Source organism: Rhodanobacter fulvus Jip2 (genome assembly GCF_000264315.1).
Taxonomy (GTDB): domain Bacteria; phylum Pseudomonadota; class Gammaproteobacteria; order Xanthomonadales; family Rhodanobacteraceae; genus Rhodanobacter; species Rhodanobacter fulvus.
In genome coordinates this window covers 28248-48903 of record NZ_AJXU01000042.1, presented here as the reverse complement: position 1 = coordinate 48903, position 20656 = coordinate 28248, and the positions used below count along the sequence as shown (strand labels likewise).

At 63.2% G+C, this 20656-nt stretch carries 19 protein-coding genes; 2 read left to right on the top strand and 17 right to left on the bottom strand.

Translation table 11 applies throughout. The features are described 5' to 3' along the window. Positions 1–215: 215 nt before the first annotated feature. Complete coding sequence (locus UU9_RS10550) at positions 216–1508, bottom strand: beta/alpha barrel domain-containing protein (RefSeq protein ID WP_007081744.1); 1293 nt, start codon at positions 1506–1508, stop codon at positions 216–218. Positions 1509–1753: 245 nt separating this feature from the next. On the opposite strand from UU9_RS10550, the gene UU9_RS10545 reads away from it, so the two are divergent. Further along, positions 1754–2233, top strand: a complete 480-nt coding sequence (locus UU9_RS10545; protein WP_007081743.1) for a DUF421 domain-containing protein — start codon at positions 1754–1756, stop codon at positions 2231–2233. Positions 2234–2264: 31 nt separating this feature from the next. On the opposite strand, the gene UU9_RS10540 is transcribed toward UU9_RS10545, so the two are convergent. The 12 genes from UU9_RS10540 to UU9_RS10485 all read right to left on the bottom strand — a co-directional run bounded on the left by UU9_RS10540 (position 2265) and on the right by UU9_RS10485 (position 16258). After that, on the bottom strand, positions 2265–5372 hold the full coding sequence (locus tag UU9_RS10540; RefSeq protein ID WP_007081742.1) for a type I restriction endonuclease subunit R: 3108 nt from the start codon (positions 5370–5372) through the stop codon (positions 2265–2267). Continuing rightward, on the bottom strand, positions 5369–5818 hold the full coding sequence (locus UU9_RS10535) for a hypothetical protein (protein ID WP_040670803.1): 450 nt from the start codon (positions 5816–5818) through the stop codon (positions 5369–5371). Before UU9_RS10535 ends, UU9_RS10540 begins: the two co-directional genes overlap by 4 nt. Beyond that, positions 5766–6374 (bottom strand): nucleotidyltransferase domain-containing protein, encoded by a 609-nt coding sequence (locus UU9_RS10530; RefSeq protein WP_237710271.1) that lies wholly within the window; start codon positions 6372–6374, stop codon positions 5766–5768. The genes UU9_RS10535 and UU9_RS10530 overlap by 53 nt, the downstream gene beginning before the upstream one ends. A gap of 292 nt (positions 6375–6666) precedes the next feature. Beyond that, complete coding sequence (locus UU9_RS10525) at positions 6667–7098, bottom strand: hypothetical protein (RefSeq protein ID WP_007081739.1); 432 nt, start codon at positions 7096–7098, stop codon at positions 6667–6669. Between the two features lie 34 nt (positions 7099–7132). After that, positions 7133–7270 carry a hypothetical protein gene (locus UU9_RS17935; RefSeq protein WP_156804262.1) on the bottom strand — a complete coding sequence of 46 codons (138 nt, stop codon included), beginning with the start codon at positions 7268–7270 and terminating at the stop codon, positions 7133–7135. A gap of 58 nt (positions 7271–7328) precedes the next feature. Beyond that, the gene (locus tag UU9_RS10520) at positions 7329–8279 is read right to left on the bottom strand and encodes a DUF5655 domain-containing protein (protein WP_237710270.1); all 951 of its coding nucleotides are present in this window, start codon (positions 8277–8279) and stop codon (positions 7329–7331) included. Beyond that, complete coding sequence (locus tag UU9_RS10515) at positions 8269–9693, bottom strand: hypothetical protein (RefSeq protein ID WP_007081737.1); 1425 nt, start codon at positions 9691–9693, stop codon at positions 8269–8271. Before UU9_RS10515 ends, UU9_RS10520 begins: the two co-directional genes overlap by 11 nt. Further along, positions 9680–11050, bottom strand: a complete 1371-nt coding sequence (locus UU9_RS10510) for a restriction endonuclease subunit S (protein WP_007081736.1) — start codon at positions 11048–11050, stop codon at positions 9680–9682. The genes UU9_RS10515 and UU9_RS10510 overlap by 14 nt, the downstream gene beginning before the upstream one ends. Further along, entirely contained in the window at positions 11047–11475 is a 429-nt protein-coding gene (locus UU9_RS10505; protein WP_007081735.1) for a GIY-YIG nuclease family protein, read from the bottom strand. The genes UU9_RS10510 and UU9_RS10505 overlap by 4 nt, the downstream gene beginning before the upstream one ends. A gap of 67 nt (positions 11476–11542) precedes the next feature. Further along, complete coding sequence (locus tag UU9_RS10500; protein WP_007081734.1) at positions 11543–13381, bottom strand: type I restriction-modification system subunit M; 1839 nt, start codon at positions 13379–13381, stop codon at positions 11543–11545. A 526-nt stretch (positions 13382–13907) separates the two neighbouring features. Then, a complete protein-coding gene (gene alr / locus UU9_RS10490) occupies positions 13908–14981 on the bottom strand; it encodes an alanine racemase (protein WP_007081732.1) in 1074 nt (357 codons plus the stop codon). Beyond that, positions 14981–16258, bottom strand: coding sequence for a D-amino acid dehydrogenase (locus tag UU9_RS10485; RefSeq protein ID WP_040670801.1), 1278 nt, complete (start codon positions 16256–16258; stop codon positions 14981–14983). Before UU9_RS10485 ends, alr begins: the two co-directional genes overlap by 1 nt. A 141-nt stretch (positions 16259–16399) precedes the next feature. Between UU9_RS10485 and UU9_RS10480 the strand changes: the two genes are divergently transcribed. Beyond that, positions 16400–16921: a winged helix-turn-helix transcriptional regulator gene (locus tag UU9_RS10480; protein ID WP_007081730.1), complete on the top strand. Its 522-nt coding sequence runs from the start codon at positions 16400–16402 to the stop codon at positions 16919–16921. Between the two features lie 68 nt (positions 16922–16989). On the opposite strand, the gene UU9_RS10475 is transcribed toward UU9_RS10480, so the two are convergent. The 4 genes from UU9_RS10475 to hflK all read right to left on the bottom strand — a co-directional run bounded on the left by UU9_RS10475 (position 16990) and on the right by hflK (position 20496). Further along, positions 16990–18282: an adenylosuccinate synthase gene (locus tag UU9_RS10475; RefSeq protein ID WP_007081729.1), complete on the bottom strand. Its 1293-nt coding sequence runs from the start codon at positions 18280–18282 to the stop codon at positions 16990–16992. A 79-nt stretch (positions 18283–18361) separates the two neighbouring features. Further along, entirely contained in the window at positions 18362–18544 is a 183-nt protein-coding gene (locus UU9_RS10470; protein WP_007081728.1) for a DUF2065 domain-containing protein, read from the bottom strand. A 9-nt stretch (positions 18545–18553) separates the two neighbouring features. After that, on the bottom strand, positions 18554–19423 hold the full coding sequence (gene hflC, locus UU9_RS10465) for a protease modulator HflC (RefSeq protein WP_007081727.1): 870 nt from the start codon (positions 19421–19423) through the stop codon (positions 18554–18556). Continuing rightward, positions 19420–20496, bottom strand: a complete 1077-nt coding sequence (gene hflK, locus UU9_RS10460; RefSeq protein ID WP_007081726.1) for an FtsH protease activity modulator HflK — start codon at positions 20494–20496, stop codon at positions 19420–19422. The genes hflC and hflK overlap by 4 nt, the downstream gene beginning before the upstream one ends. Between the last annotated feature and the right edge of the window lie 160 nt (positions 20497–20656).

Here is a 20656-nt window from a genome sequence, read left to right as displayed (position 1 = left end):
TCTTGCCAAGCCGCGCGGCATCGCCTGCGGGCCTTCCAGTCATCACCTCATCATTTCAAATTCCATCGGTTGAGGCCCATCCTCTCTGTCCGCACACCTTCGGCCCGCCGCCTCGGCAGACGGCCAGTCTGCCTTCGCCGACGGGCCTGTGGTTTGCGAACAGAGAGGGTGGGTGACGGCGGCGATACTTGATCAGCGTCGCCTTAAAGTACTCCTCAGGACTGTTCGGCGCGAGCCAGCAACGCCAGCAGCTGCTGCGGCTCGTCATAGTCAATGCGCTCGCCGGCGCGCAAATCGCGGCGCATCAGCCGGATCATCTGCCGGGTGATCTCCTCGGGGAAATCGCTCGCCGGCCGTCCGGTCACTTCCGCCAGCCGGCCCGCGATCACCACCGGATCGCTGACCACCGGACAGACGCGATAACCGTAATCGCCACCGATCGCCCGCGGCGCCAGGTCCATGAAGCGACCCGGGATCTGCCTGAACGAACTCAGCGTGAGGCGATACGCGTTGTGGCCCAGCACCGGCAGGTCGTCGGGCACCGGCTTCAGGTCGTCCAGCTCCTGCAGCCCGGTCGCCAACGGCAATAGCTGGTCCAACTGGTAATCCTGCACATGCGGATTGCCCACGCGCGCCAGGTTGGCGATCAGTTCGCCCAGCGAGGCATGGCCGATGATCGCCGCGCGCTTGGGCAGCCCGCCCCAGATACCGTCGGCGCCATGGAGCAGCGCCTCGATCACCGAGGCATTCTCGAAACCGGCGCCGGCATGGATATGCACCAGCAATTTCATTGGCGGCGGCAACAGGCTGCGCGCCGCCGCCACATAGGCGCCGACCTGGAACGGCAGGAAGCTGCCGCGGTCATCCTCGAAAGAGACGCCCTCGATCGGCAGTCCTGCCAGCAGGTCGAGGATGGAACAGGTCACATCGGGACATTCGGCGAAGGCATCGCAGCCATCGACAATGTTGACCAGAATGCGCGGCTGCTTGCCGCCCTCACCGCGGATGTTCCGGCACAGCCAGTCGATGCTCGCCGGCAGGCTGCGGCGCAAGGTCTCCAGGTCGTACTGCGTGCCCCTGCCCGCCTTGGTGATGGAGATCTCGTGCATCGTGTTGGGCACGCCGTAGGCACGCAGCTTGAGCTGCGACGGATCGGGCGTGAACGTGCCATCGGCCGACTGGATGCCCATCGCGGTAAACGCGAAGCAGCCGGTCATGTCGGCCTGCTGGTCGCGCAGGTGCTGCATGAAATCATCGTCGACTTCCAGCTCGTCCGGCATCGCGTAATCGAGCGTGCCGAGCGAGATATTCCGGAAACCGAACTCACGCAGCTTCGGCAGGATCGCCAACTTGTCCGCCAGCGTCTGGCCCAGGTTCGAGCCTACCGGGTTCTCCCGCAGCGACAGATCGATCAGGTACGGCTCAATGTGGCGCAACTGGTCCAGCTTGGCGTCCGCCTGGGCCAGGATGGCATGGACATGCTCCAGCGCTTGCGGTGTCAGTGACATGATTTCCCCTGTTGGCGCCGGTGGATATCGCCAGCGTGACACGCCGGCCGCGGGAAGTGGACGTTCAACCGCAAGGCCCCGACGATCAGCGCGCCTGCCGGGCGAATGCGATGCCGGGCTTCGCACGCACCGGACCGAGCGGGACGATCGCGTCGCACGCCACCACGGCGGCAAACATGTACCGCCTCTCCACGCGCGCCGTGGCATCACATGGTTTCCACCACTGGAAAAACGGGAGAGCAACCATGAAAGGCCTTTTCGATCTTGCGATGCCGTGGTGGGCATTCACACTGCGCGGCGTGGCCGTCTACTTGATCGTGTTGCTGTTGTTGCGGCTGTCAGGCAAACGTGCGTTCGGCGACATGGCCGCGTTCGACATCGTGGTGCTGATGGTGGTGGGCGGCTTGCTGCGCACGGCGATCATCGGCGAGGATCATTCGCTGCTGGGACCGCTGATCGCTGTGGCCAGCATCCTTGCCTTGAACAAGATCATCGGCTGGATCAGCGCGCGCTGGCACGGCTTCAATCGCTGGATCGAGGGTCGGCCAAGCATCCTGGCGCGCGATGGCCACCGCGATTCCCGGGCGCTGCGGCGATGCGACGTGGCCGACACCGAATTCGATCGCGCGCTGCATGCACATGGGCTGGAGGACGAGTCCAACGTGGTGCTGGCGCGACTGGAGCCGAACGGGAAGATCACGCTGATCCGCAAGTCAGCGGGTTGATGCTTTTGATGTGGCGGGCCCTGCGTTGGCGTCAGCGGATGGCTGCCTGCTGCGCCTTCACGCGCAAGGCTTCGTACAACTGCGCCGGGCCCAACAAGATGTCCTTCAACCCATCGCGCACCCGCTCGGAGCCCAGCGCCTGCGAGCTCATGCTGGAGTGGGCATCCAGCGCATCCATGATCGCGTTCATCAGCGCGTTCTTCAGATCGGGCGAGTTGGCGAACTGCTCCTTGCTGTTGTTGCCGGCCTGCTGCACCAGGGTCTCGTTCTCCAGCAGCTTGCCCTTGAGCACGCCGTTGACGTAGACCAGCTGGTCGTCGTCAGTCAGCTGTCCCTCGAACAGCCCGTTGACCTTCTGGATGATCTCGGCCAGATAGGCCTGCTGCTTTTCCTGCACCGAGCCACTGCCGACCGCATCCATCGGCGGCAGCTTGTAGCTGCCGTCACCGTTCAGGCCGAGTGGCTGGCGCCCGGCGCTGCGCAGCGTGTGATGGGTCAGCACCACCTTGGACAAATCCACGGTGTCGCGTTCACGGCCAAATTCAAGCAGCGGACTCAGGCGCTTGTAGAACACGAAGCGCTTCTCGATGTCGGTGTTGCCGTAATCGAACACCTGCGAAAGAAACGCATAGAGGCGCACGTAGCTCCCCATGTCGCTCTTGAACAATGCCAGCGCATCGAGCGCGTCCTTGTTCGACTCGGCCGCCTTGTCGTCGCCGGCGACCAGCGCGGTGGCCTGCGCCTGTTGCGCCGCCTTGTAGCGCTGGAGCAGACGATTGGCCACCGGCGCGATCGCGGCGCTCAACTGGGCCTGGGTTCCGCGCGGGTCGGTTTCCACCTTGGCCACGCGTTCCACTTCGAAATCGTCGTAATGACCGCTGGCATCCAGCTTCTGGCGCAGGTCGTAGACCAGGTGCGGATCGGTGTTCGCTTCCAGCGCGACGGTGTCGTAATAGGTCTTGAACGCCTTGAGGATCTCGCCGGCGTCATTGACGAAGTCGAGAATGTACGTGGTGTCCTTGCCCGGGTGCGCCCGGTTCAAACGCGACAGCGTCTGCACCGCCTGGATGCCGCCCAGCATCTTGTCCACGTACATGCCGCACAGCAACGGCTGGTCGAAGCCGGTCTGGAACTTGTTGGCCACCAGCAACAGGTGGTAGTCGGGCCGTGCAAATGCTTCGCGGATGTCGCGACCCTTGAGGCCGGGGTTGAGGTCGGCGCTGGTCTCGGTGACCGCCTGCGGATAGCTGTCCGGGTCATTCACTTCGCCGGAGAACGCCACCAGCACGCCCAGCGGATAGTTTTGCCGGGCGATGTAGGCGCGGATCGCCTTCTGCCAGCGCACCGCCTCCTTGCGGCTGCCGACCACCACCATCGCCTTGGCCTTGCCATCCAGCAGCGGCTGCACGTTCTCGCGGTAGTGCTCCACCACGATCTGCACCTTGGAGGCGATGTTGTAGGGATGCAGGCGCACCCACTGCATGATCCCCTTCATCGCCGCGCTGCGTTCCACCTGCGCCTCGTCGTACTCCTTGCCATCGTGGGCCAGTCTGAAGGCGAGCTTGTACGGCGTGTAGTTCTTCAGCACGTCGAGGATGAAACCTTCCTCGATCGCCTGGCGCATCGAATACACGTGAAACGGCTGCGGCAGGCCATCCGCACCGGGGCGGCCGAACAGCTCCAGCGTCTTCTGCTTGGGCGTGGCGGTGAACGCCACGTAGGTCAGGCCCCTGTTGCCACCCGCACGCGCCGCCATGCCGGCAGCCAGCATGGCTTCGGTATCAATCTCGCCGCCGTCCTGCAGCTCCGCCCATTCCTCGGCACTCAGCAGCTGCTTGAGCTTGGCCGCCGCCTCGCCGGTCTGCGAGCTGTGTGCCTCGTCGGCGATCACCGCGAAGCGCTTGCCCTCGGTGGCGGCCAGCTCCTGCACCGCCTGCAGCGCGAACGGAAAGGTCTGGATGGTGCAGACGATGATCTTCTTGCCATCCTTCAGCGCCTGGCCGAGTTGCGCACTCTTGCTGCCGTGCTCGCTGGTGATGGTTTCCACCACGCCGGTGGTGCGCTCGAAGTCGAAGATGGCTTCCTGCAATTGCGCATCCAGCACGTTGCGGTCGGATACCACCAGCACGCTGTCGAACATTTTCTTGTGCTGCGCATCGTGCAGGTCGGCCAGGAAGTGCGCGCTCCAGGCGATCGAATTGGTCTTGCCCGAACCGGCCGAATGCTGGATCAGGTAGCGCTGCCCCGCGCCCTCGGCCAGCACGTCGGCCACCAGCTTCCGCGTGGCGTCGAGCTGGTGGTAGCGCGGAAAGATCACACTGGTGAGCTGCTTCTTGTCGTCGCGCTTGCCGATCAGGTAGCGGCCGAGAATTTCCAGCCAGCTGTCGCGCGCCCACACCTCTTGCCACAGATACGCCGTGGCAAATCCGTCCGGGTTCGGCGCATTGCCGGCCGCGCCGTGATCGCCGCGGTTGAACGGCAGAAAGCGCGTCGCTGGTCCGGCCAACCGCGTGGTCATCATCACCTCGGCCTGGCTCACCGCGAAATGCACCAGCGCGCCACCGGGAAACCCCAGTAGCGGTTCCAATTGTCCGCCCCTGGGCTGCGGGTGACGGTCGAAGCGGTACTGGTCCACCGCATCGCCCACGCTCTGGGTGAAATCGGATTTCAGCTCGGCCGTGGCCACCGCGATGCCGTTGACGAACAGCACCAGGTCCAGCGCATCCTTGGTGTTGTTCGGCGAATGCCGCACCTGCCGCACCACGCGCAACCGGTTCGCCGCGTAGTGCTGAAGGATCAGCGGATTGATCGCCAGCGCCGGCTTGAACTGCACCAGCGACAACGGCTGCTTCAACCCCAGCATCTCCACGCCCCGGCGCAACACCTCCAGCGTGCCGCGCTCGTTGAGGTTCTTGCGTACGCGCTCGGCAATGCGTTCGGCGGCGGCCGGGCCGTGGGTCTTGCTCAGGCGCTGCCAGCTGTCCGGCTGGGTCGCCTCGATCCAGGCCTGCAGGTCGGGCAGATACAGGCCATGCGTGTGGTCGTAATGCTCAGCGTCACCTTCGGCGTAGAGCCAGCCGTTGGCGGCCAGATGCTCGACGATGGCCTGCTCGAAATGGACTTCCTTGTGCAGGTTCATGCCTCACCCAGCAAATCGGCATGGTTGTCGTGCAGCCATTGCTCGGTATGCGCCAGCAACTTGCTGCCCTCGTCCAGACACGACGCCAGTGTCGCCTCGGAAATCGGATCGCCTTCGTAGTCACTGAGATTGCGTTGTTTGCGCAACGCATCCAACACAATCACGGTAGGCGTCGGCACGCCCATGGTCAGGGTCAGGCACTGGATCGCGGTCTGGTGATGGCCCGGCTGGCTGGTCGCGGTGCGATAGCCGCTGGCCCACAGACCCAGCATCGCGCATTGCATCACGCACTTGTAGGCCGCGTCGAAGCGGTTGTCGGTGCTGATGGCCGCCACACGTGCATCCGTCAGATTGCGTTGCGCCGCCGCCAGCAGCTTGCGCACCGCCGCGCCGTCAGGCGCGTGCGCCAGCAGGCGTTTGATCGCCAGCAAGTTTTGCAAGGTCATCCTTACCCCCCCTCAGGAACACATTGGGCTTGTCCAGAAACTGGCGGATGAAAGCATCACCCTCGCCTGCCCGTCGCCGAAACTCAGTCGGTGCATACAGCACCGGATTGATCTCTCGCTGCAACGCCTGTTGCGCCGGATACAAGGCCTGCGCCAGCTCGGCAAACCGCACCTCGCCAATCACCAGCAGGTCGATGTCGCTACCGGCCGACTGCGTGCCGCGTGCCATCGAGCCGAACACCAGAGCCACGTTGATATTACCCACCAGCGGCAGCAATGCCTCACGCAGCACCGGCACCATGCCAAGGGTCTTGCGGAACATGGCCGTGAGTTCAGCAAACAATGGACACTGTGCATCGGCCTGGTAGCGCACCTGATTGCCTTGCTCGGTACGCAGCAGCAAGCCAACGCTCACCAGTTTTTCCAGTTCACGCCCTACGGTGCCCGCGTGACTGCCGGTCAGTCGGGCGAGCTCGCGCAAATGGAAACTCTCATCCGGATTCAGCAGCAACTGCGCCAGCACCCGTTGCCGGGTGGCGGGGAAGAGCAGATCCATCAGTGCCGTTGTGTTGCTCATTAGGCGACGAATGTAGCCAAATCGGCAACACTCTGCAATATCGAGCGAACTGCAGCCGGGTAGGTAGGGGTGAGCTTGCGAACCCCAACATTTTTGCCGCGCCGCAAGTCATGTTGGGCATCGCTTCGCTCACCCCAACCTACGGGCTCGATATTCGCAATTCGCGAATTGCGGATATCGCAATAGCCGGGCTAGTAAGCAAGCCGTGAGGCGAATGTCGACCGCCTGCAAATCAGTACCGGCAATCACTGAATTGGGTTCCGCTCCCGACTCAATCCCCTTCGTACCCACGCGCCTTGTAGCGCTCAATGGATGGGCTCTCAAAGTCGGCCGCCAACGCAAGCACGTCACTCGACAACATCACCGCCACATCGTCGGCGAAGATCGGTACGACGCCGCCCTCCTCCGGATCATCCAGCCATCCATCTCCAACGTCAGTGCCCATCGACAGCACCCGTTGCATGGCCAATGGAAGTTCATCGATATGGCCGACGACGAAGTCTTCGACAATCTCCAGATACGTTTCCCAGAAGAAAGAGTGCTCGCCCTGAACCTGGACGCAAAACTCCTCCCACACGTTCGCCAGGCCGGAGTCGTCGCTGAGGCCCTCCAGCATCTCTTCGAGATCCTTCACCACCAACCCGGCGACCTGGGCGCGCAAAGTCGCCGCCAGATCGCGTATCAACTGACGTTCGACGGTCATCTTGCCCCCTCCGGACTATTCCAAAACGTCATGCTCAGCCCTCGCCGTAACTGCGTTCCAGCAACGGCAACGCACGTTGCAGGCCGGCCCGGTTGCGCAGGCGCGGCTGGGTAGGTTGGGGTGAGCTTGCGAACCCCAACATTTTCGCCGTGCCGCAAACCATGTTGGGCATCGCTGCGCTCACCCCAACCTACGTCAGGCAGTGCGTCCGCTCAAGTTCATCCAGGCCCTCAGCTCTCGCCGTAGCTGCGTTCAATCAGTGGCTTTGCCCGTTCAAAATCAGCCATGGTTCGCAGGCACAGTTCGAGATCGCCCGTGCCCCAGGTGCCGATGTTGCGCACGTCGCGGCTGAAGCCCGCTTCCAGCGCAACCGTGTCAGGGTCCAGCTTGAGCATGACCAGCAGCTTGTCCTTGTATGGAATCACGCAGGCGAAGTTCTTCAGGCGGCGGAAGGCGACATACAGTTTCAGGTGCTTTTCCTGCACGTCGTCGCCGAGCGCGAGCAACTGGCTGGAGACGGCTTCATACAGTGCACGGATTTCCGGATGCGCCTGTTCCAACTGCTCCTCGGCGGTCTTGTCCTTGCCGACGGGCTTTGTCTTGATGGCCGTGGTTCCGTCCACGTGCTTCTCTTTCACCGTGGTGGCGTCGTCCACCGTCACCGCATTGACCAGATCGAGCAGCAGCAAATCATCGCCGAACAGCTTGTAGCGGATCAGTTCAATATTGCGTGGAATCTGCTGCACGGCGTGCTGGTCGTAGCGGGTAAAGTCGGCCGCGATGCACAGCAGCCGGGTGCCAGTCCAGTCGATCTCGTTGGCCACGTCCTTGCCCAGCTTCTCCATTACCAACCACTGGAATTCGGCGCGGTGATCGAGCAACCAGTCCAGGTAGAACAGGCCCTGGCTCATCACGTTCTCGTTGCTGTGACGTTTGTACTCGATGATCACCGGGCAACCGTTCTCGTCCAGGCCCAGCGAGTCGATGCGGCCGCGATGCGTCTTGCCGGTGGCGTATTCGCTGGCGAGGAAACGCACGCCGAGGAAAGTCGGCATCTGCGCTTCGATCAGGGACTGCAACTGCTTTTCGACTGATGCGGCGCGGCCGGACAGTTCCACCGCATCGCTGCCGGTCAGGCGGAACAACTGGATATCGCTCATGAATTTTCTCTCATCGCTCATCTCCATTTTCACAGGCGATCTGCAGGTATTCGATTGGTAACGCGAACTCGGATCTCAGGTGCGACAGAAACTCGCTAGTGATTTCATCGAGTGGGGCATCAGATACGACATGCATGGACACGGGTTGCAATCCGCCACGACGGTAGGCGTATTCCAACAGTTGCCCCATGGCTTGACGTACCGCATCGGCTGCGGTCGGAGCCGGCTTGATCTCGTATAACTCGAAACGGCCATCGGGTAGACACACCAAAGCGTCCGCACGGCCACCGGTCCCAGTCGGACGCTCGGTGCCCACAGCGTCCTCGCCATGGCGGGCACACAGAAGTTCGAACAAGCAATCCTGGATGACATTGTGACGGTAGTCGATTTCCCGGCCTTCCGGAGAACCACGCGCATCGCCCGTTGCTAGCTTTGACGTATGTCCGGGCCGGAAAGGAACCTTTCCGTTTGCCCCCCTCAACTGCTCGAACACGAACCACGGAAACATGTTCTGCCGTTCGAGATCGCCGCCAAAGACACCACACCGTGCGAGATGGTTTGACAACGCGGCCGCCTTCGCAGCCCAGCCGCCTTCCGGTGCGACAAACCCCGTGTGTTCAGCAAACCACGGAACAATGCGTTCCTGTTTGGATGCATCTACTGTCGTGTGGTATCGCTCTGGATGAACCGCAGCGAATGCACGCGCCACCAGCAACCTTGGCACACTGGCCAGTTCACCCTGCACGCGCCACTGCTCGAATCGGTCAATGATCGCGCCGAAAGTGGCAGGACTGCCATCGGCAGCGATGTTTCCGATCACTTCAATCAACCTTCCACGCAGCCGGTCGGCGACCGCAAAACCCATGACACCCTGCCCGGCATTGCTCACCGCATTGTCGCGGGATTTCCAGATGAGATCGAACAGATCCTCGGGTGCTTTCCGGGACAAAGCCTCACGCACTCGCGCCAAGGTTTGCGTATAACGCGGCAACCAGTAGACGAATTGAGGGTTGTCGGACGCCATAAACCCGTCGAGGAAGCGTCGCGCTTCGACATCAAACACTGCTTGACGAGCATTGGTCACATCGGTATCCGCAACACGCCCCGTTGCACGCAACTCGGCAAGGAATTGCTCCAGACGAGGCGAAATAGTGATGCGATCAACTCTGTCGAATGTGATCGTGGTGCGCAAGCCGTTGCTTGGCCGATTTCCAGTAATGGCAAGCCCTACCTCTCCTTGGGCTAAGCGTTCAAGAAAATCCGAAACGAGCACATAGCCGCGATGGGACTCATGACGTTCTTTATGCGAATAGAAAGTGAGCATCCCATCGCGGACATCCACACGAGGATGAATCACCTCCTCGGGCGACTCTGCCGTGCGATAGGCGATGTCCGGTATTACTCCGTCGGCCACGAAATCTTCAATGCGGATCATCCTGCGCCTCCATCGCCCCTCGCACGTCGATCTTGCCGGTGACGGCAGCAGCGATCAGAGCGCTGCGGCGTTCCTTGAGAAGCGAAATGGCCCGAGTGGAAGCATCATGAAGCGCATCGAGTCTCGCATTCTCACATTCAACGAAAGCGAGAACCGCCGCTTGCTCTTCGTGTGGCGGAAACAGGATGGGAAGCTCCATGACGTTCGTGGACGAGATCGAGGCAAGATTGGTGCTCTGCTTGGATCTCCCCATGAAGTGGAACTGGGCGTACTGCGAACTGGTGATCTGATTGAGCCACTGCGGACTGACTGCATGCGGTCGCACGGCAAAGACGTGGTTTTGATGAATGCAGTCTTCGATTTCACCACCCCAGATGGCACCACGCCCAAGCTTGTCAAAGTCCCCACCTTCGTTCATTAGCACGTCGCCAACCTGAAGGCGATATCTGTCGAGCTGCTCTGGTTCGATATCGATCGTCGTGACCTGCTCCAATGCGAGATGACCGTCCTGAACATTGGCGACACGCAGATAAGGAACCGTGATGGTCTCCTTCCCTTGATTGTCCTTGCCTTTCGCGATCCCAGTCTGCACAGATGCAACGAACTTGAGACGCGTAACGCGCCAATGCGCCGGCACTTCGCCCAGCCACGACACGCCGGAGTCTTTCATTGGAGCGTTGGGGTTGAGGCCGCGGGTGACGGCGTGAGAAATCGTGGCCTGGCGCTTTTCGGCCAGCAGCGTCAGCAGCTTTTCCTGCTCGGCAATCAGCGCATCGATCTTGCCGGTCTCGCGGTCGAGGAAGGCGGCGATGGCGGATTGCTCATCTAGCGTCGGCAGCGGAATCCAAAAACTCTTGAACTGATCTTGCCCTAGATTCTGCATGCTTGAGCTGGTGCCGGCACACGCAATCTCCACTTGATGTCGATAGACCGGGCTCAGCGTCCAGTAGTGCACGAAACTGGGTACACAGTTATGAAAATGAATCTGCCAAAGACGATCGGGAAGATAGATATTAGGCCGATTCTCCTTGACCAAGCCGGCTGCACCGACCAAGGCCGGCGTGTTCATGCGACTAACGATGACAGTGTCTTTTTCGACAGCGCATGCAACGCGGCTCAGCTCCTCTTCGAGCACAGCCTTGTTCTCTTCGAAACGAAACGTGCCGTCATACACGCAGCTGGTTTTCAGCACGCCGGCCGATCCATCAGCCGCCGGTGTGTCAACTGCGTTGACGCTTACGCCGGAATCGATCGCTTTGATGACCGTTTTTACCTTGCTGACGCTCCAATGGGCCGGCACGTCGCCCGGCCAAGCCACGCCACTGTCCTTGTACTGCGCATACCGCGGCAGGCTCATGGTGCCTCTCCGTCATTCCCGCGAAGGCGGGAATCCAGTGCTTGAGGGATTGATGGTTGGTCGCGTTCTGGATTCCCGCCTTCGCGGGAATGACGAGCAGGGGGCTGCGAGGAATGAGGCGCTTCGTCACCGACGATTTCGGGCCACAGATCGCGCCAATCCGGGTTGGACGCCTCGATCAGACGCAGCTTCCAGTCGCGGTTCCACTTTTTCAGGGCTTTCTCGCGGGTGATCGCGCTTTCCATGGTGTCGTGTTGTTCGTACCAGACGAGTGTCTTGATCCGGTATCGGTGGGTAAATCCTTCAACGACGCCTTCCCGGTGCTGCCAGACGCGCTGCACCAGGTTGGAGGTGACGCCGATATAGAGCGTGCCGTTGCGGGCGCTGGCCATGATGTATACGGCTGGGTGGAGTTCACGCGTCATGGCTGGCTCACTGGATTCCCGCCTTCGCGGGAATGACGGTGGGGTGTGCTGGTCGTTGCAGGCAAACTCATTCCGCCAACTCCCCCAGCATCGCCATGATCCGCGCCGACACGCCCTTCAGTTCTTGGTCGATGGTGTGCAAATCCCGCGGTGGCTCAAACACGTAGAAGTGGCGGTTGAACGGGATCTCGTAGCCGACCTTGCTCTTCGCTTCGTCGATCCATGCGTCGGGCGCGTGCGGCAGCACCTCGCGCTTGAAGTAGGCCTTGATGTCCTCGTTCAAGGGGACGTTCTCGGTGTCGCGAAGTGAACTGTCCGGCTGCGGCTTGCCTTTGAGCTTGCCTTTCTGGCCCAGCACGACCTTGCCGGCCTCGTCGCGCAGCGGGCGTTCGACGGTGATCGTGGTGTAGCCGAAGTCCTCGTTCCTGAAGATGCGCGCGATCGGCGCGACCTTCACCTTGCCACCGGCGGGTGGTTCGGGAGCGAATTCGGCGGCGGCGATCACTTGGCGGCCGGTTTCCTTGCCGGCGGCGTCGAAGACGGTGGCCAGTTCAGCTTCGGCGAAGTCGCCGAACAATCGGGTGATGGTGGCGATGTGGTCGTCGCTCATCTCCTTGCGCTTGCTGCCGAGGCTCTTGCGCATCTTCTGCCAGAAGCTGCCGGCATCGATCAGTTGCACAAAGCCCTTGCGGTCGGCGGGTTTCTTGTTGGAGATGATCCACACGTAGGTGGCGATGCCGGTGTTGTAGAACATGTCGGTGGGCAGGCCGATGATGGCTTCGACCAGGTCGTTCTCCAGCACGTAGCGGCGGATTTCGCTTTCGCCGCTGCCGGCGCCGCCGGTGAACAGCGGCGAGCCGTTGAGGACGATGCCGAAGCGGCTGCCGCCGTCGATGGCCGGCCGCATCTTGGCCAGCAGGTGCATCAGGAACAGCATGGAACCGTCGGACACGCGCGGCAGGCCGGGGCCGAAACGGCCGTCGAAGCCTTTCTCCTCGTGCTCCCTGCGCACGGCTTTCTCGACCTTCTTCCACTCCACGCCGAACGGCGGGTTGGACAGCATGTAGTCGAACTTCTGGCCGCCGTGGCCGTCCTCGCTGAGCGTGTTGCCGGCGACGATGTTGGCCACGTCCTGGCCGCGGATCAGCATGTCGGCCTTGCAGATGGCGTAGGACTCGTCGTTCAACTCCTGCCCGTACAGCACGAGTTTGGCCGCCGGATTGTGCTGCAACAGGTGCTCGGCGGCGACCGAGAGCATGCCGCCCGTCCCGGCCGTCGGATCGTAGATGGTGCGCACCACGGCATTGCCGGGCTCGAGCACGTCGTCGTCCTCGATGAAGATCAGGTTGACCATCAGCCGGATCACTTCGCGCGGGGTGAAGTGCTCGCCGGCGGTTTCGTTGGAGATTTCCGCGAACTTGCGGATCAGCTCCTCGAACACCAGGCCCATCTGCGCGTTGTCGACTTCGTGCGGATGCAGGTTGATGTTGGCGAATTTCTCGGTGACCAGGTACAGCAGGTTGGCCTTGGCCAAACGCTCGACCTGGGTGAAGAAATCGAAGCGCTCGAAGATTTCTCGTACCGCGGGCGAGAACGCCTGTACGTACGTGTAGAGGTTCTGGCGGATGTGGTCCTGATCGCCCACCAAGGTGGGCAGATCGAGTGCCGACGTGTTGTAGAACGACTGCTTCGCCTTGCGCAGCAGGAACGGATCGGGGTTGAGGCCGGCCCTGGTCTTGGCCTCGAACTCGGCCAGCACCGCTTTCCGGGTTGGCTGCAACACGCAATCCAGCCGTCGCAGCACGGTGAACGGCAGGATCACCCGGCCGTATTCGGATTGTTTGTAGTCACCGCGCAGCAGGTCGGCGACGGACCAGATGAGGGCGGAAAGCGAAGCTTGATTCATTTGTTCTAAAAACCTGAGGATCAGTGGGACGCGCTGGCGCGGTGGAATCGGGCCAGTAGCAAGGGCAACGCCGTACCGCTACAGAACGATGGGCCGATATGGCCACTGGATATGCCGCCATGGGCAAAGGCCGGCACGCACACCAACTCGTCCGTGGACAACGTCACTCTGACCAAGCGCTGGTGCCGACGCGCCAGCAATGCCTCGAATGACTGGCCGTCCTCCGCCCAAACGGGCATCGGCCAGGGCAGGAGCCAGTGCATCGCACGGCCATGGGTCAGCTCGCAAACCCCAGCTTTCGGGTGCTCGCGGAACAGGTCGGCAATACGGGAATGGGTCATTGGAAGAGAATGCCGGAGGCGTCGAGACGAGGGCCGAGCGCACACCGCGATCGCATGTCTTGCTGGCAACGCGTTCCCCCTGCCTCGGCCGTGATGGCACTCCCGAGTATCAACAATCGGGCCGGCGATGGCGAGCCCGGCCTGGTCGGCCGCCGCAACGACGAGCACGAAGGAGACGAGTACGCCTACTCGCCCACGTAACTGCGCGGCACCCGCTTCAGCGCGCACAGCAGCTGGTACGCGCTGGTCTCGCAACGCGCAGCCAGGTCATGCACGCGCACCTGCGCTCCCCACAACTCGATCCGGCTGCCCAGGCCGGCGGCGGGGTGGTCGGTGAGGTCCACCGTCAGCATGTCCATCGACACGCGGCCCACCAGATCTCCCGGGCGGCCATCAATGGTTACCGGCGTACCGTTGGGCACGAATTGCGGATAGCCGTCCGCATAACCCATCGCCACCACGCCGATGCGGCTGGGCCGGCGGGTGACGAAGCGCGCGCCATAGCCCACCGGCTCGCCCACGCCGAGGTCACGCACACTGATGATTCCCGACTCCACGGTCATCACCGGACGCAAGCGGTCGGCCACGGGATGGGCACCGGCGAACGGCGATGCGCCGTACAGCATCAGGCCGGGCCGCGACCATGCATCGTGCACCTCCGGCCAGCCCAGCAGTGCGGGCGAATTCTCCAGGCTGGTCGGCAGCGACGCTTCCGCGCAGACCTGATTGAACAGCGCCAGCTGTTGCTCGGTACGGTCGCAACCCAGTTCGTCGGCGCGGGCGAAATGAGTCATCGCCACCACGTCACCGACGTGCGACATCGCCTGCAGGCGATGCAGCGCGGCGCGGTAATCCTGCGCCGCCAGACCCAGACGGTGCATGCCCGAGTCGAGCTTCAGCCACACCGTGAACGGCTTTGCCGGCCGCGCGCGCTCGATGGCATCGATCTGCCAGTGCGCCTGCACCACGAACCACAGGTCGTGCGCTTCGATCAGCGCCAGCTCGGCCGCCTCGAAAAAACCTTCCAGCAGCAGGATCGGCGCGCGTATGCCGGCCTCGCGCAGTTCCAGCGCTTCCTCGATGCAGGCCACGCCAAAACCGTCGGCCTCGGGTTCCAGCGCGCGGGCACAGCGCACCGCGCCGTGGCCATAGGCGTCGGCCTTGACCACGGCCAGCGCCTTGCGGCCACCCAGTTCGCGCGCCAGGCGATAGTTGTGGCGCAGCGCGGCCAGGTCGATGAGCGCACGTGCCGGGCGCATCAGGCAGCCGTCCCGGCAGCGCGCATGCCGTAGCGGGAAATATCCAGGCCCTCGCCACTGATCTGCGGCGGCCGCCCGGTCATCAGGTCGGCCAGGTAGCGCCCCGAGCCGCAGGCCATGGTCCAGCCCAGCGTGCCGTGGCCAGTGTTGAGGTAAAGGTTGTCGAGGCGGGTGGCGCCGACCACGGGCGTGCCGTCCGGCGTCGCCGGGCGCAGGCCGGTCCAGAACGTGGCGCGGGTGAGGTCGCCGCCTTGGGGATACAGGTCGTTGATCACTTTCTCCAGCGTCGCGCGCCGGCGCGGCGACAGCGACAGATCGAAGCCGGCAACCTCGGCCATGCCGCCAACGCGGATGCGCTGGCCAAGCCGGGTCACGGCGACTTTGTAGGTTTCGTCAAGGATAGTGGAGGTTGGAGCCATTGCCGGGTCGGTGATCGGCACGGTCAGCGAATAGCCCTTCAACGGATAGACCGGCAACCGGATTCCCAGCGGCGCCAGCAGCCGTGGCGAATAGCTGCCCAGCGCCAGCACGTAGCGATCGGCGCGCTCCATTTGGCCGTCTATTTGAACACCGGTGATGCGGCCACCATCATGCTCGAATTTCTCGATGGTGGCACCGAAGCGGAACTCCACGCCGGCCGCCTGCGCGCGCTCGGCCAGTCGCCGGGTGAACAGCTCGCAATCACCGGTTTCGTCGTGAGGCAGGCGCAAGGCACCGCTCAACTGGTCGACCACGCCGGCCAGCGCCGGCTCGAAGCGCACGATGCCGGCGCGGTCCAGCAGTTCGTACGGCACGCCGTACTGGTCGAGCACGGCTGTGTCCTTGTCCGCGCCGTCGAGCTGCGCCTGGGTGCGGAACACCTGCATGGTGCCAAGTTGGCGGCCTTCGTATTCCAGCCCCGTTTCCGTGCGCAGCTCATCCAGGCAATCACGGCTGTATTCGGACAGGCGCACCATCCGCGCCTTGTTGATGGCATAGCGGCTGGCCGTGCAGTTGCGCAACATCTGCAGCAGCCACAGGTATTGCTGCGGGTCGAGCCCGGGCCGGATTGCCAGCGGCGCGTGGCGCATGAACAGCCACTTCAGCGCCTTCAGCGGCACCCCGGGCGCGGCCCATGGCGATGCATAGCCCGGCGAAATCTGGCCCGCGTTGGCGAAGCTGGTTTCCTGGCCCGGCGCCGGCTGGCGATCGACCACGGTGACCTCGAACCCGGCGCGCGCCAGATACCACGCGCTGCAGGTGCCGATCACGCCACTACCCAATATCAATACCCGCATTGCCCTCGCCCACCCTGTCGTTCGCCCGCACCTGCGCGGGAATCGGAGGCGAGTATAGGAAGGTTGGACCAGGCTTGTTTTCCGTCTTTTGTGCCAATGACAGGTAAAGTCACTGCCAAACAGGCAAGCAACGGAGCTTTCATGGCCGGCCAACGCCGCAACTTCGACAAAATCGACCGGAAAATCCTGCGCGTGCTGCAGGAAGAGGGCCGCATATCGTTCACCGACCTCGGCGAAAGGGTCGGCCTGTCCACCACGCCGTGCACCGAACGCGTGCGCCGATTGGAGCGCGACGGCGTGATCACCGGCTACCACGCGCGACTCGATCCGCAGCTGGTCGGCGCCGGCCTGCTGGTGTTCGTGGAGATCAGCCTGGCCTACAAATCGGGCGACATCTTCGAGGAGTTCCGCACCGCCGCGCTGCGCCTGCCCAACGTGCTGGAATGCCACCTGGTCTCCGGCGCATTCGACTACCTCATCAAGGCGCGCATCTCCGGCATGGCGTCGTACCGCAAGCTACTCGGCAGCACGTTGCTGACGCTGCCGAACGTGCGCGATTCGAAAAGTTACATCGTGATGGAAGAAGCCAAGGAAACGCTCACTCTTCCCATCGGTGACCGCATAGGTCGTGCCGATGGCGGGAACGCCGAAAAGGTGTCCTAGACTGCTTGATGTCGAACAAAAAAGCCCCACAACGCGGGGCTTTTTTTGCAGCAATCGGCGAAGGACGATCAGGCGAACGGATCGTCCAGGCTGATGGTGTCGTCGCGGTCGGCACCGGTGGCGACCAGGGCCAGGCGGCAACCGGAGAGTTCCTCCACCGCGCGCAGGTAGGCGCGGGCGGCGGCGGGCAGCTTGTTCCAGTCGCGGATGCCGGCGGTGGATTCCTCCCAGCCGGGGAATTCCAGATACACCGGCTTGCACTCCTCCCAGCCGTCGGCGTCCAGCGGCGCCAGCTCACGGCGCTTGCCGCGGTATTCGTAGGCGACGCAGACCTTGATGCTGGGCAGGCCGTCCAGCACGTCGAGCTTGGTGATGGCCAGGCCGTTGATGCCGTTGATCTGTACGGCACGCTTCAGCGCTACCAGGTCGATCCAGCCGCAGCGGCGCGGGCGACCGGTGCTGGCGCCGAACTCGTTGCCCTTCTTGCGCAGCAGCTCGCCCATCTCGTCGTTGAGCTCGGTGGGGAACGGGCCGCTGCCCACGCGTGTGGCGTAGGCCTTGCAGATGCCCAGCACGTAGTCGATGTCGCCCGCGCCCACGCCCGTGCCGGCCAGGGCGCCGCCGATGGTGGTGTTGGACGAGGTGACGTACGGATAGGTGCCGTGGTCGATGTCCAGCAGCGCACCCTGCGCGCCTTCGTACAAGATGTTGCCGCCATCGCGACGCACGTCGTGCAGGATGGTGGCGACGTCGTCGACCAGCGGACGGATGTATTCGCCCCAGGCCAGCGCGTCCTTCAGCACGGTGTCGTAATCGACCGGTTCGGCCTTCAGCCACTGGGTGAGGATGAAGTTGTGGTAGTCGACGGCGGTTTTCAGCAGCGCCGGCAACTCGTGCGGATACATCAGGTCGGCCACGCGTACGCTGCGGCGGGCCACCTTGTCCTCGTAAGCCGGGCCGATGCCGCGGCCGGTGGTGCCGATGGCCTTGCCGCCGGCGGCGATCTCGCGCGCCTTATCGACGGCGATGTGGTACGGCATGATCAGCGGCGTGGCCGGGCTGATCTTCACGCGCGAACGCACCTCGACACCATTGGCTTCCAGCTCCGCGATCTCGCTGATCAGCGCCTCGGGCGACAGCACCACGCCGTTGCCGATCAGGCACAGCGCGTCGTCGCGCAGGATGCCCGAGGGGATCAGGTGCAGCACGGTCTTCTTGCCCTTGATCACCAGCGTGTGGCCGGCGTTGTGGCCACCCTGGAAACGCGCCACCGCACTGACCCGCTCGGTCAGCAGGTCGACGATCTTGCCTTTGCCTTCGTCGCCCCATTGCGCGCCAAGGATTACGACTGACTTGCCCATGATCTTCTCGCTCACTATGCGTTGATTCCACACGGGAACCGGGAAAAAACTCGCGCATCCGGACTGGCCGCGATGCGCGTCAATGAAACCACCGCAGCAGCACCAGCCCCGCGACCACCGCGCCGGCGCCGAACAGGCGCAAGGTATGCGGCGGCAAGGTCAGCGCCTGTCGCACCATCGCCTGCCAGGCTTTGGGGGCGGCGAACAACAGCAGGCCCTCGATCACCAGCACCAGGCACAGGGCGCCAAACAACTGATGCACCGATGTTGCCTAGCGCTTCTGTACGGGCTGGTTGAAGTAGCGCATGAACTCCGAGTCGGGCTTCAGGATCAGCATGCCCTTGCCATCCTCGAACGACTTACGGTAGGCCGCCAGGCTGCGGTAGAAGGTGAAGAACTCCGCATCCTGACCATAGGCCTTGGCGTAGATCGCCGCGGCCTGCGCATCGCCCTCACCACGAATCTTGGCTGCGTCACGCATCGCATCGGCACGCAAGACCTGGCCCTGGCGATCGGCGTCGGCCTGGATCTTCTCGGCCGCTTCCTGACCGGTGTAACGCAGTTCATTGGCCAGCTGCAGCCGCTCGGCGCGCATGCGTTTGTAGACCGATTCGCTGACCTCGTTGGGCAGGTCGATGCGCTTGATGCGCACGTCGACCACGGCAATGCCGAGGTTCTTGCGCGCCGACGCATCGGTCTGCGCGCGTACGCGCTCGGTGATGTCCTTGCGGCCGCCGGAGATCAGGTCAGGCAGCGTGCGGGCGTTGAACTCAAAGCGCAGCGCATCCTTCACGATCGGGGTCAGCCGCTGCGCCGCCTGCAACTGGTCGCCGCCGGTGGCGCGGTAATACGCGGCGTTGTCCAGCACCCGCCATTTCACGTAGAAGTCGACGTTGACGCTCTTTTTCTCGGAGGTGAAATAACGCTCCGGCGGCGCATCCAGCGACAGGATGCGCTTGTCGAAATGCATCACTTGCTGGATCACCGGGATCTTGAAATGCAGCCCCGGCTGGTAATCGGTGTGCACGATGCGGCCGAATTGCAGCAGCAGCGCGCTGTGCCCTTCGCGAACCACGAACATGCTGTTGAGCCCAAGCAGGATCAACAGCACCGCGACGACGCCTGCGGCTATCCGGCTCATGGCTGTGCTCCCTTGTCGGCTGAATTGCTGCTGGCAGCGGGCACCACGACACTCGCGCTGGATGAATCCGCATTGGCCGAGGTGGCCGTGCCGCCCTGGTGTGCCGGCAGGTTGATGATGTTGCGGCCGTCGGAGCCGTCGATCACCTTGGGGTTGTCAGCCATCACCTGTTCCATGGTTTCCAGCCACAGCCGCTTGCGGGTGACCTCCGGTGCCGCCTGGTACTGCTTCAGCATCAGGTCGAAGCGGTCGGTGTCGCCTTCGGCGCGGGCAATGCGCTCGGCCTTGTAGCCTGCCGCCTCGGCCGCGATGCGCGCCGCGTCGCCGCGCGCCACCGGCACCACCTTGCTGGCGTAGGCCAGGGCGCCGTTCTCGATGCTCTGCTTGTCTTCGCGGGCGTTGTTGACGTCGTCAAAGGCGTCCTTCACCTCGTTCGGCGGCGCCACGTTCTGGAAGCTCACCTCGGTGACGCGCAGGCCCGAGTTGTAGCTATCCAGCGTTTTCTGCAACGCCACCTGCGCCTCGCTGACCAGGCTGGCGCCGGCCGCGGACAGGATCTGGTCCATGTCGCTGCCGCCGATCACCGAGCGCACCGCCGCCTCCGCCGCCGCGCCCGTGGTGCCATCGGGGTCGTTCAGCGAGAACAGGTATTTGCGGGCGTCGTCCACCTGGTATTGCACGGTGAAATCGATGGTGATGATGTTTTCATCGCGGGTCAGCATGGCGACCTTGTCGGTCACCGAGCGGATGCGGGTGGCTTCGACCTTGGTGATCGTCTCTAACGGTATCGGCAGCTTCAGGTGGAAGCCCGGCGGCAACGTGCGCGAATACTGGCCAAAACGCAGTACCACGCCCGCTTCGCGCGCACCGACGATGGTGTAGCTGCTGAACAGCACGCTCAACACCAGCAAGGCCACCACGACGGTGACGATGCCGCCCGCGCCATTGCCGAACTTGCCGAAACGGCCCTTCAGCTGCTTGAGCAGGTCGTCCAGGTTCGGCGCGCCGCCCGAAGGCCGCTTGCGATTCCATGGATCGCCCTGTTGTCCCTTACCGGGTTCATTCCACGCCATGAGTCAGTCTCCTTGGGACCGCTGGAGGCCGGCAGCCACGGCCGGAGCACACGTTGAAAGGGGAAACCACATGATGTCTGCCATAACGATGGGGGCATGTGCCGACCCGGTCAGGCGGCAGCACAAACGCCGGACAGTTTAGCAGAGCCTGACGCATTGA

Bases quoted from the DNA above. Each gene is read 5' to 3' on its own strand.
- UU9_RS10550 (WP_007081744.1), bottom strand. From the start codon at position 1,508: ATGTCACTGACACCGCAAGCGCTGGAGCATGTCCATGCCATCCTGGCC.
- UU9_RS10545 (WP_007081743.1), top strand. From the start codon at position 1,754: ATGAAAGGCCTTTTCGATCTTGCGATGCCGTGGTGGGCATTCACACTG.
- UU9_RS10540 (WP_007081742.1), bottom strand. From the start codon at position 5,372: ATGAACCTGCACAAGGAAGTCCATTTCGAGCAGGCCATCGTCGAGCAT.
- UU9_RS10535 (WP_040670803.1), bottom strand. From the start codon at position 5,818: ATGACCTTGCAAAACTTGCTGGCGATCAAACGCCTGCTGGCGCACGCG.
- UU9_RS10530 (WP_237710271.1), bottom strand. From the start codon at position 6,374: ATGGATCTGCTCTTCCCCGCCACCCGGCAACGGGTGCTGGCGCAGTTG.
- UU9_RS10525 (WP_007081739.1), bottom strand. From the start codon at position 7,098: ATGACCGTCGAACGTCAGTTGATACGCGATCTGGCGGCGACTTTGCGC.
- UU9_RS17935 (WP_156804262.1), bottom strand. From the start codon at position 7,270: ATGCCCAACATGGTTTGCGGCACGGCGAAAATGTTGGGGTTCGCAAGC.
- UU9_RS10520 (WP_237710270.1), bottom strand. From the start codon at position 8,279: ATGAGCGATGAGAGAAAATTCATGAGCGATATCCAGTTGTTCCGCCTG.
- UU9_RS10515 (WP_007081737.1), bottom strand. From the start codon at position 9,693: ATGATCCGCATTGAAGATTTCGTGGCCGACGGAGTAATACCGGACATC.
- UU9_RS10510 (WP_007081736.1), bottom strand. From the start codon at position 11,050: ATGAGCCTGCCGCGGTATGCGCAGTACAAGGACAGTGGCGTGGCTTGG.
- UU9_RS10505 (WP_007081735.1), bottom strand. From the start codon at position 11,475: ATGACGCGTGAACTCCACCCAGCCGTATACATCATGGCCAGCGCCCGC.
- UU9_RS10500 (WP_007081734.1), bottom strand. From the start codon at position 13,381: ATGAATCAAGCTTCGCTTTCCGCCCTCATCTGGTCCGTCGCCGACCTG.
- alr (WP_007081732.1), bottom strand. From the start codon at position 14,981: ATGCGCCCGGCACGTGCGCTCATCGACCTGGCCGCGCTGCGCCACAAC.
- UU9_RS10485 (WP_040670801.1), bottom strand. From the start codon at position 16,258: ATGCGGGTATTGATATTGGGTAGTGGCGTGATCGGCACCTGCAGCGCG.
- UU9_RS10480 (WP_007081730.1), top strand. From the start codon at position 16,400: ATGGCCGGCCAACGCCGCAACTTCGACAAAATCGACCGGAAAATCCTG.
- UU9_RS10475 (WP_007081729.1), bottom strand. From the start codon at position 18,282: ATGGGCAAGTCAGTCGTAATCCTTGGCGCGCAATGGGGCGACGAAGGC.
- hflC (WP_007081727.1), bottom strand. From the start codon at position 19,423: ATGAGCCGGATAGCCGCAGGCGTCGTCGCGGTGCTGTTGATCCTGCTT.
- hflK (WP_007081726.1), bottom strand. From the start codon at position 20,496: ATGGCGTGGAATGAACCCGGTAAGGGACAACAGGGCGATCCATGGAAT.